The 14,203-nt window shown below is 40.7% G+C and carries 13 protein-coding genes and 11 tRNA genes (1 of these 24 cut by a window edge); 2 read left to right on the forward strand and 22 right to left on the reverse strand.

Going from position 1 to position 14,203, the window contains the following annotated elements; genetic code table 11:
- The 12 genes from BQ5321_RS21635 to BQ5321_RS21690 form a co-directional block, all read right to left on the reverse strand.
- A tRNA-Gly gene (locus tag BQ5321_RS21635) sits at positions 1-22 on the reverse strand (it extends 52 nt beyond the left edge of the window).
- A 27-nt stretch (positions 23-49) separates the two neighbouring features.
- Positions 50-126 (reverse strand) — tRNA-Pro (locus BQ5321_RS21640).
- 6 nt (positions 127-132) lie between these two features.
- Positions 133-209, reverse strand: a tRNA-Arg gene (locus tag BQ5321_RS21645).
- Between the two features lie 63 nt (positions 210-272).
- A tRNA-Leu gene (locus BQ5321_RS21650) sits at positions 273-358 on the reverse strand.
- Between the two features lie 63 nt (positions 359-421).
- A tRNA-Leu gene (locus BQ5321_RS21655) sits at positions 422-506 on the reverse strand.
- A 34-nt stretch (positions 507-540) separates the two neighbouring features.
- Positions 541-616, reverse strand: a tRNA-Lys gene (locus tag BQ5321_RS21660).
- 142 nt (positions 617-758) lie between these two features.
- Positions 759-833 (reverse strand) — tRNA-Gln (locus BQ5321_RS21665).
- Between the two features lie 11 nt (positions 834-844).
- Positions 845-921 (reverse strand) — tRNA-Asp (locus tag BQ5321_RS21670).
- A gap of 180 nt (positions 922-1,101) precedes the next feature.
- Positions 1,102-1,173, reverse strand: a tRNA-Glu gene (locus tag BQ5321_RS21675).
- A 10-nt stretch (positions 1,174-1,183) separates the two neighbouring features.
- A tRNA-Ser gene (locus BQ5321_RS21680) sits at positions 1,184-1,274 on the reverse strand.
- Between the two features lie 3 nt (positions 1,275-1,277).
- Positions 1,278-1,352 (reverse strand) — tRNA-Asn (locus BQ5321_RS21685).
- A gap of 156 nt (positions 1,353-1,508) precedes the next feature.
- Positions 1,509-1,970 carry a SprT family protein gene (locus BQ5321_RS21690; RefSeq protein WP_071396432.1) on the reverse strand — a complete coding sequence of 154 codons (462 nt, stop codon included), beginning with the start codon at positions 1,968-1,970 and terminating at the stop codon, positions 1,509-1,511.
- 95 nt (positions 1,971-2,065) lie between these two features.
- Between BQ5321_RS21690 and cmpA the strand changes: the two genes are divergently transcribed.
- On the forward strand, positions 2,066-2,176 hold the full coding sequence (cmpA, locus tag BQ5321_RS24145; RefSeq protein WP_139187856.1) for a cortex morphogenetic protein CmpA: 111 nt from the start codon (positions 2,066-2,068) through the stop codon (positions 2,174-2,176).
- A 102-nt stretch (positions 2,177-2,278) separates the two neighbouring features.
- Here the strand turns inward: cmpA and BQ5321_RS21695 are convergent, their stop codons facing one another.
- The 6 genes from BQ5321_RS21695 to acpS form a co-directional block, all read right to left on the reverse strand.
- On the reverse strand, positions 2,279-4,459 hold the full coding sequence (locus BQ5321_RS21695) for a Tex family protein (RefSeq protein WP_071396433.1): 2,181 nt from the start codon (positions 4,457-4,459) through the stop codon (positions 2,279-2,281).
- 166 nt (positions 4,460-4,625) lie between these two features.
- Positions 4,626-4,976, reverse strand: coding sequence for a type II toxin-antitoxin system endoribonuclease NdoA (gene ndoA / locus BQ5321_RS21700; protein WP_071396434.1), 351 nt, complete (start codon positions 4,974-4,976; stop codon positions 4,626-4,628).
- A 4-nt stretch (positions 4,977-4,980) separates the two neighbouring features.
- Complete coding sequence (locus BQ5321_RS21705) at positions 4,981-5,262, reverse strand: CopG family ribbon-helix-helix protein (RefSeq protein ID WP_071396435.1); 282 nt, start codon at positions 5,260-5,262, stop codon at positions 4,981-4,983.
- 424 nt (positions 5,263-5,686) lie between these two features.
- Complete coding sequence (gene alr, locus BQ5321_RS21710) at positions 5,687-6,841, reverse strand: alanine racemase (protein ID WP_084786889.1); 1,155 nt, start codon at positions 6,839-6,841, stop codon at positions 5,687-5,689.
- A 281-nt stretch (positions 6,842-7,122) separates the two neighbouring features.
- Positions 7,123-8,133, reverse strand: coding sequence for a LolA family protein (locus tag BQ5321_RS21715; protein ID WP_071397019.1), 1,011 nt, complete (start codon positions 8,131-8,133; stop codon positions 7,123-7,125).
- Between the two features lie 168 nt (positions 8,134-8,301).
- Complete coding sequence (acpS, locus tag BQ5321_RS21720; protein ID WP_071396437.1) at positions 8,302-8,652, reverse strand: holo-ACP synthase; 351 nt, start codon at positions 8,650-8,652, stop codon at positions 8,302-8,304.
- A gap of 126 nt (positions 8,653-8,778) precedes the next feature.
- Here acpS and BQ5321_RS21725 point away from each other — a divergent pair, with 126 nt between their 5' ends.
- A complete protein-coding gene (locus tag BQ5321_RS21725) occupies positions 8,779-9,369 on the forward strand; it encodes a rhomboid family intramembrane serine protease (RefSeq protein ID WP_071396438.1) in 591 nt (196 codons plus the stop codon).
- A gap of 85 nt (positions 9,370-9,454) precedes the next feature.
- Here the strand turns inward: BQ5321_RS21725 and BQ5321_RS21730 are convergent, their stop codons facing one another.
- From BQ5321_RS21730 to BQ5321_RS21750, 4 genes are all read right to left on the reverse strand, one after another.
- Entirely contained in the window at positions 9,455-10,876 is a 1,422-nt protein-coding gene (locus tag BQ5321_RS21730; protein WP_071396439.1) for a PH domain-containing protein, read from the reverse strand.
- The gene (locus BQ5321_RS21735) at positions 10,869-11,348 is read right to left on the reverse strand and encodes a PH domain-containing protein (protein WP_071396440.1); all 480 of its coding nucleotides are present in this window, start codon (positions 11,346-11,348) and stop codon (positions 10,869-10,871) included. The genes BQ5321_RS21730 and BQ5321_RS21735 overlap by 8 nt, the downstream gene beginning before the upstream one ends.
- Before the next feature lie 178 nt (positions 11,349-11,526).
- Positions 11,527-12,942 carry a degradosome RNA helicase CshA gene (locus BQ5321_RS21740; RefSeq protein WP_187143805.1) on the reverse strand — a complete coding sequence of 472 codons (1,416 nt, stop codon included), beginning with the start codon at positions 12,940-12,942 and terminating at the stop codon, positions 11,527-11,529.
- Between the two features lie 537 nt (positions 12,943-13,479).
- The gene (locus BQ5321_RS21750; RefSeq protein ID WP_071396443.1) at positions 13,480-14,172 is read right to left on the reverse strand and encodes an alpha/beta hydrolase; all 693 of its coding nucleotides are present in this window, start codon (positions 14,170-14,172) and stop codon (positions 13,480-13,482) included.
- Positions 14,173-14,203 lie beyond the last annotated feature (31 nt).

The following is a 14,203-nucleotide window of genomic DNA, read 5'->3' on the forward strand; positions in this document are numbered from 1 at the left end:
TTTACCACTAAACTACACCCGCATAATATATAGAAGAAAAAAATCCTCATGGTCGGGAAGACAGGATTCGAACCTGCGACCCCTTGGTCCCAAACCAAGTGCTCTACCAAGCTGAGCTACTTCCCGTATAAATGGCGCGCCCGAAAGGAGTCGAACCCATAACCTTCTGATCCGTAGTCAGACGCTCTATCCAATTGAGCTACGGGCGCAATTTAATATTTAAGCCAACTTTTAAATATTAACACCTTGGGTTAACACTGTCAATATTTTTTTGGTGCGGCCGAGAAGAGTCGAACTTCCACGGGGTTACCCCCACTAGGCCCTCAACCTAGCGCGTCTGCCATTCCGCCACGACCGCATATACTTAATTAGGACATTAAATATTATATCATACATAAATAAAATCTCAAATAGCAATTTTTGGTGCGGGTGAAGGGAGTCGAACCCCCACGCCTTGCGGCGCTAGATCCTAAGTCTAGTGCGTCTGCCAATTCCGCCACACCCGCATTTGGAAAGTTATTTTGCTTATGCAAAAAACTTTGGTGAGCCATGAAGGACTCGAACCTTCGACCCTCTGATTAAAAGTCAGATGCTCTACCGACTGAGCTAATGGCTCAAACATGATATACTTTACTCACCATGTGCACTGCAGGTCAGATGTGCTTCAAAAGCCTTTGGCTTTTGTTGCAAAACTCATCCTCTTCAGGACGATGAGTTTCTCTACCGACTGAGCTAATGGCTCAAACAAAATAAAAAAATGGCTGGGCTAGCAGGATTCGAACCTACGAATGACGGAGTCAAAGTCCGTTGCCTTACCGCTTGGCTATAGCCCAAACATTTTAAATGGCGGTCCGGACGGGACTCGAACCCGCGACCTCCTGCGTGACAGGCAGGCATTCTAACCAACTGAACTACCGGACCAACTATATTATTATACATTAGATAGCGGTTTAGCTCCAGCGCCTAGCGTCTAGTGGACTTCACATTCCTCCCTACGATAAGTCAACACCCAATCGCACTACGCGCTCTTGGTGTTTCCTTTATCTCGGTCCGGATGCTCCAGTCTATACGCCGCTGGGCAAGGCACTTCCGCTTCCTAGATGACCCGTACGGGATTCGAACCCGTGTTACCGCCGTGAAAGGGCGGTGTCTTAACCGCTTGACCAACGGGCCATAAATCATATGGCGGAGAAGGAGGGATTTGAACCCTCGCGCCGCTCGCGCGACCTACACCCTTAGCAGGGGCGCCTCTTCAGCCTCTTGAGTACTTCCCCATATGGCTCCGCAGGTAGGATTCGAACCTACGACCGATCGGTTAACAGCCGATAGCTCTACCACTGAGCTACTGCGGAATAATTACTAATTTGTTAACTTGTCTTGATATCGACTCTTATTATTATATTTACGTGATATATAAAAGTCAAGGTTAAATTGGATATGAATTATCGCAATATGATTAACTGATTGACAACCATAGAATAGGATACCAATCTGGTTTTGGACAAACATTAATTCTTTTTAAGACTTAATGCCCCTCTACAAATTCCACATACATACTTTTTCGTGTCCATCCTTCTCTTACGTCTATATATTTGGTTACAGCTATTACAGATGTAAATATTGACCTTTTGGCTTTTGGGGCCCGCTGAATTCTCAGGAAGTGAGGAACAATACCTTGGTGCCCCAACCACCTCCATTAACTCCTTAAAATCCTTATCCCTATGCTTGTAACCCTTTCCTTCTATATGTAAATGATAGTGGCATAACTCATGCTTGATTATCCCAACTAATTCCTCTATTCCCAGCTGCTGATAGTACTTTATATTCATCTCTATGTCATGACTCTTTAATAAGTAGCGACCACCTGTTGTTTTCAGCCGGTTATTAAAAATAGCTCGATGACGAAATGGTTTATGGAAATACTTAATTGAGATGTCTTCGACTAGCTTTTGTAATTCTTGATTATCCACATTGTTTCAACTCCTTTAGATCATGAAGCACATGACAAACTATATCAGCATAGACTAATGATAATTAATGAGATTTTTGTCCGGGAGGTTACCATATGCCTACTTGGTTTCAAAATCAAATCCAAAGAGCTTTTTATAATAAAAATAGATACCAAATTAAATTGTTAAATCAATGCTGGTTTTTATATAGAAAAAAACATTTTTAACATCCATACAGGACTGTCCCACCTTTATGTATAGCACATAGAAGACAATCTAGATGCTATCATCTTTTAGGACAGCCCTGTTAGATGCTATATTATAGACCGTTAGCCCTCTGTCGGAGAAAGCATCGTTAGGGCTACTCTGCCTTTATGCAAATCAACCGAATCTACCCAAACGGTCACGACATCCCCAACGGAAACAACATCGAGCGGATGCTTAACAAACTGACGTCTCAGTTTTGAAATATGAACAAGCCCATCCTGCTTAACACCGATATCGACAAAGGCACCAAAATCCACGACATTACGGACGGTTCCTTGAAGCTCCATTCCTGGCTTTAAGTCTTCAAGTTTAAGAATATCCTTTTTAAGGAGCGGAGTTGGTAACTCGTCACGCGGATCTCTTTCCGGCCTTACCAATGCATCAACGATATCCTGCAGCGTCAATACACCAATTGCTAATTGTTCAGCTGTTTGTTTAATATCAATCGCTGAGATTGCCTTTTTCATCTCTTCTGTACCTAAATGCGCAGAACTAAATCCAAGGGTCTGAAGCAGCTGTTCAACTGCATTGTAATTTTCTGGATGTATCGAAGTTCTATCTAGAGGTTCACTTCCATCTATTACCCTTAAAAATCCAATCGCCTGTTCATATGTCTTAGCCCCAAGTCGAGGTATTTTCTTTAATTGCTTACGAGATGTAAATCTGCCTTCCTCTTCTCTCTTTTTCACAATATTGTTGGCGACCGTTTTCGAAAGACCTGCAACATATTGAAGCAATGATGGGGATGCTGTATTAACATTTACTCCGACCTGGTTTACAACGGTTTCCACTATAAACGTAAGTGATTCAGATAGCTTCTTTTGTGAGACATCATGCTGATATTGACCGACACCAACTGATTTTGGATCTATTTTCACTAATTCTGCAAGCGGGTCCTGAAGACGTCTAGCAATAGAGACCGCACTTCTTTCCTCCACCTGATAATCAGGAAATTCTTCTCTGGCAATGTCTGATGCAGAATAAACACTTGCTCCAGCCTCGTTTACGATTAAATAAAAAATCTCCTTCGGAAGGTCCTTTAAGATATCTGCTACAAATTGCTCTGTTTCTCTCGATGCGGTTCCGTTTCCAATCGCAACCATTTCGACCCCGTAATCCCGGACAATTTTTTCAAACTTTTCCTTAGCCTCTTTCGTTTTGGACACTGGAGGGTGTGGATATATGACTCCAATCGTTAAAACCTTTCCTGTCTCATCCACGACTGCAAGCTTGCATCCAGTTCGATAAGCAGGATCAACTCCAAGAACCACTTTTCCCTTTAACGGCGGCTGCAACAAAAGATTTCTAAGGTTTTCCGAAAAGATATGGATGGCCTGTTCCTCTGCCTTTTCCGTCAGTTCATTCCGAATATCCCTTTCAATCGATGGCTGTATGAGCCTTTTATATCCGTCATCTACAGCTTCTTTTACATACTGCGCCGTAAATGAACTAGTATCACGAATCCACTTCTTATGTAGATAGTTTAAAATAAACTCATTATCAGATTTAATGCTGACACGTATAATATCCTCTTTTTCCCCGCGATTCAATGCCAGGATTCGATGTGGAACGATTTTGCTTACCGGCTCCTCATACGAATAATACATTTCATATACTTTCTTCTCGTCCTTTGCTGAGTCCTTTTCAGTTGTTTCAATGATTCCCTTTTTACTCGTTTCCCTTCGGATCCATTTGCGGCTCTCTGCTTCGTCTGAGGCCATTTCTGCGATTATATCTTTGGCACCTGCGACAACGTCCTCAATCGTTTTTACCTCTTTTTCATCTGATATATATTTACTCGCTTCATCCTCTAATGAGCCCTTCCTTGGGAAAGTTAGAAGCCACTCAGCAAACGGCTCTAGGCCTTTTTCCTTCGCCACCGTTGCTTTTGTACGACGCTTTTGTTTATACGGACGGTATAAATCCTCAACCTCCTGCAGTTTCACGGACTTTATGATATTTTGCTGCAACTCTGGCGTCAATTTCCCTTGTTCATCTATCAATCGGATTACTTCTTCTTTACGGTGCTCTAAGTTTTGTATGTATTGCCATCTCTCTAAAATATCTCGAATTTGCACTTCATCTAATGAACCGGTCTGTTCCTTTCGATAGCGGGCAATAAACGGCACTGTGTTTCCCTCATCAAGCATCGCAATTACATTTTTTACTTGTTTAACTGTTAAGGCTTGCTCCGATGCTATTAACTGAAATAATTCTGTTTGCTTTTCTAGAGTTTTTTCCAATCGCACTGCCTCCAATAATAAGTAATATGTTCATTTTAACAAATTCACTGACAGGATAACCAACTGTATCACTTATCTTGCAAAAAGATATATATCTATGTGTTTATGTAATTTTACTCATAATAAAAACGTCCCTACAATCATAAGGACGTTTTTAGTGTATGATCTAAAATTCAATAAGACCTAAACTTATTTGCAGGGCTTCATTGACCTTTTCCATCATTTCATCATCGAGATGAGTAATTTTATCGGTTAAGCGTTGCTTATCAATTGTACGAATTTGCTCTAAAAGAATGACCGAATCTCGTTCAAAACCATAACGCTTCGCATCAATTTCAACATGTGTAGGCAGCTTCGCTTTTTGTATCTGTGCTGTGATTGCTGCAATAATTACTGTGGGACTAAACCGATTCCCGATGTCGTTTTGAATGACGAGTACAGGGCGCACCCCGCCTTGTTCTGAGCCAACAACTGGGGAAAGGTCCGCAAAATAAACGTCTCCACGTTTGACAATCAAAGGGTTACCCTCCGCTTACTAGACGTTCAACAGTGTGTTCTGCCTCATATTCTGCTTGAAATGATTCAGATGCAATCGTCAAATTTATTTTGGCCATTTCCATATAGCCCCGTCTCATGGATTCACGAATATGTCTTTTTTTACGCTCACGCAGGTACATTTTCGTTGCTTGGTAAATAAATTCACTGCGATTCACATTTTCTTGTTTGACAAAACCGTCTAACTCGCTTAATAGATGTTGCGGTAATTTTATCATAATCTCTGTCGTTACACTTGACTCAGACACAATTGTACACCTCCACCATCAATACACACCTATTCACTCTACCATTTTTTATAATATCATTATTTTTAATGAATGCAAAGACTATTCAAGGATTCTTAAATATTATCGTCCAAAAAAATAGTCTTTTATGCATACATACGCTTGATTAACAAGATTATGTCGATAATTTCATTTCTTTATAATGGGCCGTAAGGAAAACTGGAGACGTATTATGAAAGCGGTTGCCTAAATCAGGAATCAAATTCGCACGTCGAATTTGCGTCCGGATTTTTATCGAGCTCGCTCGATAAACTACCTTTAAAAAATCCGAGACATCCGCCGGAGGCTTAACTTCATTCAGCCGGGGTTTGTACCCCCACTAAATCGAAGTACCATTTTCTTTCATCCCCCACTTATAGAAGTGAAAGACTTCTGCTGAATGAAGTTAAAATAATCCATTCACCACTTCCACGATTTTATCATCCTGAATAAAGACTCGCGGAACCCGATTTGACATCATACAGACGATTTCATAGTTTATTGTCTCTAATGTCTCAGCTATCTCATTCACTGAGATGAATTCATCCCCTTGGTTTCCTATAAGAGTAACTTCTGTACCTAGTGGTAACTGATATGGAAGCTTAATCATCGTTTGGTCCATACAGATTCTTCCGGCAATCGGTACTCTTTTTCCATCCACCAATACTTCTTGTCCAGAAAGCTTACGGATCCAACCATCAGCATAGCCAATTGGCAGCGTTCCAATCCATTCCTTCGCCTTTGCTTCGTATGTTGCACCATAGCCTACCTTATCTCCAGGCTCTACTTCCTTCACATGTACCAGCTTTGTACGCAATGAAAAGGCTTCCTTAAGTGGGTATGGTAATTCCACCTCAATCTCCTTTGATGGGCTTAAGCCATACATAGAAATTCCTAAACGAGCTCCGTTGAAATAGCTTTCAGGGTAGCGAAGCGATGCTGCAGAGTTGCTGGAGTGAACTAATTCAGGTCGTTCTTCAAAGCTGTCAACTAACTCCTTAAATAGCGCTAGCTGCTTTTTATAATAGGTTCGGTCTACCTGGTCGGCTGTCGCAAAATGGGTAAATACACCTTCTAAGTAAAAACAAGCATTTTCTCTGATTGCCTCTTCCACTTCCCGAAGCTCCTGCTTGGTCTTTACACCGATTCTGCCCATGCCAGAGTCAACCTTGATATGGAGCTTTACTGGTTTACTATCGTTCAAATATTCTTTAGCCTTGACTATCCATTCCTTTTGAAAAACAGTCAATGTAATATCGTATTCAGCAGCTAACGAAACATCTTCCGGTCTGCTCGCACCTAATACAAGCACTGGTTCCTGCAGACCTTTTTGACGTAAGGCTACTGCTTCATCCATAAGCGCAACTGCAATATAAGAAGCTCCTGCACGTACAGCAGTGCGGGCTACCTGTATGTCCCCGTGTCCATAAGCATTCGCCTTTACAACGGCAAATAAAGCAACGTTCTCAGGTAAAATATTTTTTAATGATTCCACGTTATAATAGATATTATCTAGATTAATTTCTGCCCAAGTATCACGATAAAAGTGTTGAATTCCCATTTGAGTAATCCTTTCTATAGTTGACTTATATATCTGTATAATTTGATTATCGAACTCCGATTCATCCTTGTCAAATGGGTTTTTGTTTTTTAATATTTATCCGTTGTAAACAGTGGTAAACTACAGGGCTAATGTTTTATACAATGAAAAAGGCTGACCCTTTTGTTAAGGTGTCAGACCCTGCCATACAATTAGTTAGCATAAACAAATAGTTGGTGATTATTCATTTACGCAGGAATTATATAGACAGGATCTTACCCTCCTTTTGTCAGCCGCTTACTTTATTTTACTGTGTTACTTTGAACTGTCTGTGCGATTTCCACCATTTCCTCTGGCGTTAAATCATTTGAAGCAATCATATAGTCGACACCATCGTCAGTCCAGGTTAAACTATTGTTCGTTATAGCGCCGATGGTAAATCCTAAATCAACAAGCTCACCTGTAATCGTTGTTGGTCCTGCTGTTGCAGGCATAACCATTGTTTTTTCCTGAACCAACGTAAAGGATTTATCTCCTTCATAGGTAAGGACGATTCGTTTTCCATTTTCTATTTTCACTTCTTTTTCACCTGTTAAATGAACGCCAGGGATTTCCTCCGGATACTTGACTGAGAATTCTTGGTCCTCCAAATCAGCCATCACGGTTTTATCTAGCTGGGCACCTGTCATATTCTTTTGGACATTAAAATCATTTTTATCGAAGCTAGCATCGAATTTCACTTCAGAAAACTTAACGGTAACAAGTGCATTATGGTCCGAATCCATCACCTTCACACTAATCGGCGCAAGATTCTTTTTGTTTAAGGTTATCTCCTGATATGGGAGCATCTTGTTATTTTGATATCTAGTTTTCGTTTCAAAAACATAATGTTCCTTTGTTGCCGTAAACTTCGCTTCTTTATCCTCCATAATATCCTTTACGAGCGATTCATATAAATAGGCTTGACTGCTGTTCTGTGGCCAATCACTTTGGAATTTAAAGCTTTTATTGAGAGCAGGAGTTAATACAAAGACACCTTCTTCATTGCGAAGAATCATTTGATTTTGATCCTTTTGAGCATTTTTTAAATCAACCCGATAGAAATCCGGCTCTTTATGCCATATCTCCACGTCATACGTGTGCGGGTCTGTTCCCATTTGCAAGGTCATCTTCGCTTTTGCCTTATAGCCACCTAATTCCTCAAGCTTCTTATTTAAGTCTTTCACAACATCCTCTTGCGATTTCGTTCCACAGGCAGACAGTATAAGGACAGTCACGAGCGCTAAAGCCAGCATGAATATCTTTTTCTTCATTCCTTCAACCCCTTTTGTCTCATTTCCACTACAGTAGAAGGAGAGCACGAGAAAATGCACCTGGCCTTGTCTCTCCTATTGCACTATGAATATATGAGACAACCACCTATAATATGACGAACTGGGTTGAAGGATTTGCCGCCGGACCTTTCTATGCTGCACAGGTCTTTATTTTTCTATAACGACCTGTGCAGCAGCGTATTCTCTACTATGGGTAATAGAAAGATGAACGCCTTTTTGAAGCGGCTTGCAAATTGACGGCTTTCCATTCTCATCGTTTTCGACTTGAATATCAAGGAAGGAAAGCTTTGTGCCAATTCCAGTTCCATTTGCTTTAGCAAAGGCTTCTTTGGCAGCAAAACGTCCAGCTAAATATTCAATTTTTCTTTTATCCGATAACTGAACATAGATTTCCTTTTCTAAAGGGGTTAAAATCCGGTCCACAAATTTCTCTTGACGTTCTACGATGTTTTTTATTCGCTCCAGTTCAACAATATCGAGTCCAATCCCTGATATCATTCCACATCTTCCTTCTATCTATTGATTTTTATGCATAAGAAATAGCATGGACATACAGCCATATTATTTCGAACAAAATACAAGCTGTGTTATCATTTTATGCAGATACAAATGCAGGAGGTCTACATGTTTACAAGAACAGAAAGCTTTCGTGAGTTTATTCGTTATTATCCAGTTGTTTCTGTCATTGTTTCAATCCACATTATATTATATTTATTAACGTCTTTGCCTATTTTCCCCAATCTCATGCTGTTGGAGCAATTCTCAGGTGTCAACCTGTATATTTGGCAGGGCGAAATCTGGAGGCTACTTACACCCATCTTTCTGCATAGTGGCTTTTCGCATGTCTTGTTTAACAGTTTTTCACTCGTACTGTTCGGACCTGCTTTAGAGAGAATTCTTGGAAGCATTCGTTTTACCTGGATCTATTTAATCACCGGAATTTCTGCCAATGTGGCCACCCTCCTGATTGAGCCGGTTACCTATATCCATTTGGGCGCAAGCGGCGCTATTTTTGGCCTATTCGGGATGTACATCAGTATGAATATATTCCATAAACATCTGTTATCAAGGGATAATAGACAATTGATTACCACCATAGCTGTTATCAGTATCATCATGACCTTTTTCCAGCCAAATATTAATGTCATCGCCCATCTTTTTGGATTTCTGTCCGGTTTCCTTATTGGGGCATTGATATTACGAAAAAACGCCTGACTATCTTTAGGACAACGACGTCTATCCACTATTGCTCTGTAGCAAACTCTGACGTCAGCCCGTCCTATTCATGTCAGGCATTTTTTCATTGATATTTATACCATTCATATATAGCTAGACTATCTTCTTCCTCCATGTCTACAACCTGTCCACCTGAAGGTCCAATCCCTCCCTTTACAGTGGCTGAAATAGTGGCGAGGTTTTGTTTTTCTTGAAAAAAGCTTTTTGCCATTGAAAGTGACTGGACTTTATTTTTCTTCATAAAAAAGGTATTCTTGACAATTCCTCTGTAGCTCAAGGTCAATTGCTGCTGATGCAAATTCCAGCCGGCATCTTTATAATTGAGAAAAGCCCAAATCGCTGCAAACGGAAGCAGTAACAAGGCCAAATAACCCCATGGACGGAAGAAAATGATTGCTGCCGCTGCGATGATTATTGGAAACAGTAAGCCTCGAAATAGATACCTTTTTAAGGCCCTTTTGGGAGCTGGTACTATTTCCGGAGTAAAGCAGTAGTCACCTAGAAATGGCGATAAAAGAGAAGCAACTTCCTTCTTCCTAATAAGCGGGAGAAGAAGGGTCTTTGAGCTGTCCTTTTCGAGCGAACCTCCAGCTGTTTCCAAAAAAACAGAGCAGAGGCCAAACGGCTGTCTTATGATATTCTCACTTATGATAATCCCCTGTATTCGGTTTAGGGGAATGGTAAGCTGTCTCTTTTCGAGCAGTCCTCTCGAAATAACCAAATCCTCTTCTACTTTTTTGACTGTAAATCCCGCATACTTAATAACCGTTCCAATTACCGCAATAAACCAAGCGGCTAAAAAAAGCAAGAAAAGGACAATGCTTACAAAAGCAACTCCCGAAGAGATAAAGCCTTGCAGCTCCTTAAATATTCTTTCATACGGAATTAGTTCATCAAATTGTAAGATAAACGCAATCGATGCTGAAATCACCACTCCGGCACCGCCCGAGGTAGATGCCAGCAACAAAAGCTGTGAAGGCTTAATGGTGTATAATGCTTCAGACTTTTCAATAGGCTCAACTATATCTGATTGCCCTCTTTTGACTGATGTAAGAATATCCTGAATCGCAAGTGCATCCTCTTTTTTAATCGCTGTTAGCACTGCTTCAGCACTATTTAATCCACTTGAACCCGCTGTTTCTACCTGTACTTTTACAAGCCCGAAAGGACGCTGCAGGATTCCTTCCGAAAAATCCAGACTTTGTATCCTTTCAAACGGAATATAACGTTTCTTTCTCACAAACAAGCCCGATTCAATCCTTAGCTCACCTTCCTCGACACGGTACGTGAACCGTAGCCATGATATGATCCCACCAATTAGCGACAGCAGGATAAAGGCAGCCGCGATGATCATTTGCCAAAAGTCAAAGCCAAGACCATTACCTCCAAATAAAAAGAGGATAATAAAAGGAGCTATGAATTCCTTCAATGTTTTCAGAAAATTAATGACACTTGAAATGGGATGCAGACGTTTTGGTTCATACATCTTCATCAGCCACCCTTGCCAGCCTCGAAATGTATACTCTCATTTCTTCAGCTTCCGAAAGCTCTAAAGCTGGAATTTCATGAGTTGTTGCTGCTGTTGACACCGTAACGGTAGCTAAGTTATATTTCCGCAAAAGCGGGCCCTGGGCAGTATCCACATGCTGCACTCGGACCATCGGGACAAGCGTGCGTTTGATAACAAACAATCCGTGCTGAAGCTCAATTTCTTGCTCGCGAACCTCGTAGCGCCAACGCTTCCAGCGCAGCGATGGAAATAGCATAACAAAAAAATAAATCGAAATTAGAAATAATATAATGGCTGCAGCACTAATCCAAAGCGGCCAATCAAAAATAATCGTTAATGCAGTGATTCCTCCGGCTAGTAACAAGAACATGACGGAATAAAATGCGCCGGATATCCGCCATACCTTTAGTGCTCTACCAGAAATCCTATTCTTCGGTTCCAATATCATGACTTCTCCCCCTGAATCAATATATCCCTATGGATATATGTACGTTTCAACTTCCATTTAGTTTCAGTATGACCTCTATATCAAATTCGCCCGTCTAAAACAAATGGTGTCAGGCACCACATATGGACAAATTATATTACTTTGTCTTTTTGTGGTGCCTGACACCATATATTATTTATTATTTATAGCTATTAGATTTTGATTTGTATTGAGAGTTGTTTGGACGTTTTCCGCCATGGCTGTGTCCTTGACGTGATTTCATCGGTGTTCTCTTACGGTTATGTGAATCATAGCCACGCTTACGATCATCGAATTTACGGTCCCGTTTAACAGGTAATGGCTTCTCTTCAGTTAATTTTACTGGCGTTGTATCAGGCTCTTTTGTCAGCATTTTTAAGACAGCCGCTACAACTTTGGAAGCATCATGTCCCTCCAATAGTTCATCTGCAGCCTGCTTATAGAACTGAAGGTTATTTTCATCAATAATTTGAATGATTTTTTCCATCGCTGCCTTCTGTTGGCCCTCTAACGCTTCATCCAATGTCGGCGGCTCCATGCGCTCCATTTTCTTTCTCGTTGTTTTCTCAACAACATGAAGGTAGGATTTCTCTCGTGGAGTAATAAATGTCATCGCAACACCATTTTTTCCGGCACGACCTGTTCGACCAATACGATGGACATAGCTTTCAGGATCCTGCGGAATATCGAAGTTATAGACATGAGTGACACCGGAAATATCTAAACCACGGGCTGCAACATCCGTAGCAACAAGGACATCAATCGAACCTTCCTTAAACTTACGCAATACAGATAGACGTTTGGCCTGACTTAAGTCCCCATGGATTCCTTCTGCATTGTAGCCGCGAAGGTTTAATGCTTCAGAAAGCTCATCCACCCGTCTTTTTGTCCGTCCAAAGATGATTGCTAATTCCGGTGATTGTATATCTAACAATCTTGTTAAGACGTCGAACTTTCCTTTTTCATGTATTTCAATATAGTATTGTTCAATTGAGGACACCGTTACTTCCTTCGTTTTAACACGCACAATTTGCGGTTCCTTCATGAAACGCTCTGCAATACGCTGAATCGGAGCCGGCATCGTGGCAGAGAAAAGCAAGGTTTGGTGGTCCTCAGGAGTTTTTGCCAGGATTGCTTCAATATCCTCAATAAATCCCATGTTCAGCATTTCATCTGCTTCATCCAAAATCACAGTCTGAACATGATCAAGCTTTAGTGTGTTCCGATTGATATGATCGAGTAATCGACCAGGTGTACCAACAATAATATGAGGAGGTCTTTTTAACGCACGGATTTGTCTGTTAATATCCTGTCCGCCATAGATAGAAAGAACGCGCGCTCTTTTTCCGTAACCAATCTTGTATAGCTCCTCTGATACCTGTATCGCAAGTTCCCTTGTAGGGGCGATGACGATTCCCTGAATAATATCCTTCTTGTAGTCGATTTTATCAATCATTGGAACACCGAATGCGGTTGTTTTTCCCGTACCTGTTTGTGCTTGACCGATTAAATCCTTGTTACCCAGACCCAATGGAATTGTTTCCGCTTGAATTGGCGTAGCCTCCTCAAATCCCATTCTCTTCAAAGATTTTAATGTAGCCGGACTAATATTTAATTCTTCAAATTTTGTCAATTTTTCCAATCTCCTTTAATTGTAACAAAATAGTCTATATAAAGTGGCTAGTGTGGTTTTCTCCCGAGCCAAATTCCTGCGGAGATTATTTAAAAACACAGACGCAGCAATACATACAAAACTAGCATAGTGTTGTACGCCACCCTTTAGTATGGAGGAATCATAATTGAAGAGCCAAGTAAATTTATTTATATTCAACTGGCTTGTTGTGGAGGAAGGCTTCGTTAACTCTATTGAAGTGGAAATGAACAAATCCATAATTTTTAAACAACTCATCATGAGCTGCTCCGTCCTCCGCTTCCTACATACAATAAGTGAAAAAAGACATTCTCCAAATGGAGTATGTCTGGGATCGAAAGAAATTCTCTCATTGGCACTTTGATGGTAATTTTACCAGTAATTCCACCTATTTGCAACAAAGACACATAACCTAAGGGAAAACTAATAAATTGTTTTTAATAACTAGAGCAGAAAAAAACACTACTTAGCAACCTTTAGAAATTGAAGGATATTCTCAAATAAATCCTCTCTTTCTTCACTGTGACAAATCAAATGCTTTGATTTCTTTAAATAAAATAGCTTCTTTGAAGACGAACTAATATTGGAATATAAATATTGGGCTGCTTTTGGCGGTACAACCCCATCCACTTCACCCTGAGCTATAAAGGTAGGAACACTAATTTGAGGCACTAAGGGTCTTATTGAATAGACAAGCTTACGAAATTGCAGTGTTGCTGCCAAGGGCGTTTCCTTTACCTTTCGCTTATAACGCAAATAGAGTTCGTTCTCATTCAATTTCCCTTGATACAAATCCTTTAGCATTGCTCCAATATCAACGGCAAGCTGCTTTGGGTTTACATAGTATGCAGCAGCACTTAATAAAACCAGCTTTTCAACTGGAAAATGAACAGCCAGATAGCTGGCAATCATCCCACCCATCGAAAAGCCTACTACATAAACCCTTTCACAGGTTTTTAGCAATTGCTCTAGCTCCCGTTCCGCATGTGTAATCCATTGATTATATAGAACCCCTCTAAGGTCTAAGGAATCACCGTGACCCGGCAAGGTAGGTACTGCTAATTTCCAATCAGTATGCCTTTGTAAAAAATGCACAAGTGGTTCAACCTCAGATGGAGCACCTGTAAAGCCATGTATACATAAGCAGCCAATCATGTAAAAACCACCCCTATATAGAATGAATTGT

This window comes from Bacillus tuaregi, from assembly GCF_900104575.1.
Classification (GTDB): domain Bacteria; phylum Bacillota; class Bacilli; order Bacillales; family Cytobacillaceae; genus Bacillus_BD; species Bacillus_BD tuaregi.

Bases quoted from the DNA above. Each gene is read 5' to 3' on its own strand.
- alr (WP_084786889.1), bottom strand. From the start codon at position 6,841: ATGGGAATTCAACACTTTTATCGTGATACTTGGGCAGAAATTAATCTA.
- BQ5321_RS21735 (WP_071396440.1), bottom strand. From the start codon at position 11,348: ATGATATTGGAACCGAAGAATAGGATTTCTGGTAGAGCACTAAAGGTA.
- cmpA (WP_139187856.1), top strand. From the start codon at position 2,066: ATGCCTACTTGGTTTCAAAATCAAATCCAAAGAGCTTTTTATAATAAA.
- BQ5321_RS21730 (WP_071396439.1), bottom strand. From the start codon at position 10,876: ATGTATGAACCAAAACGTCTGCATCCCATTTCAAGTGTCATTAATTTT.
- BQ5321_RS21725 (WP_071396438.1), top strand. From the start codon at position 8,779: ATGTTTACAAGAACAGAAAGCTTTCGTGAGTTTATTCGTTATTATCCA.
- acpS (WP_071396437.1), bottom strand. From the start codon at position 8,652: ATGATATCAGGGATTGGACTCGATATTGTTGAACTGGAGCGAATAAAA.
- BQ5321_RS21750 (WP_071396443.1), bottom strand. From the start codon at position 14,172: ATGATTGGCTGCTTATGTATACATGGCTTTACAGGTGCTCCATCTGAG.
- BQ5321_RS21740 (WP_187143805.1), bottom strand. From the start codon at position 12,942: ATGGGATTTGAGGAGGCTACGCCAATTCAAGCGGAAACAATTCCATTG.
- BQ5321_RS21715 (WP_071397019.1), bottom strand. From the start codon at position 8,133: ATGAAGAAAAAGATATTCATGCTGGCTTTAGCGCTCGTGACTGTCCTT.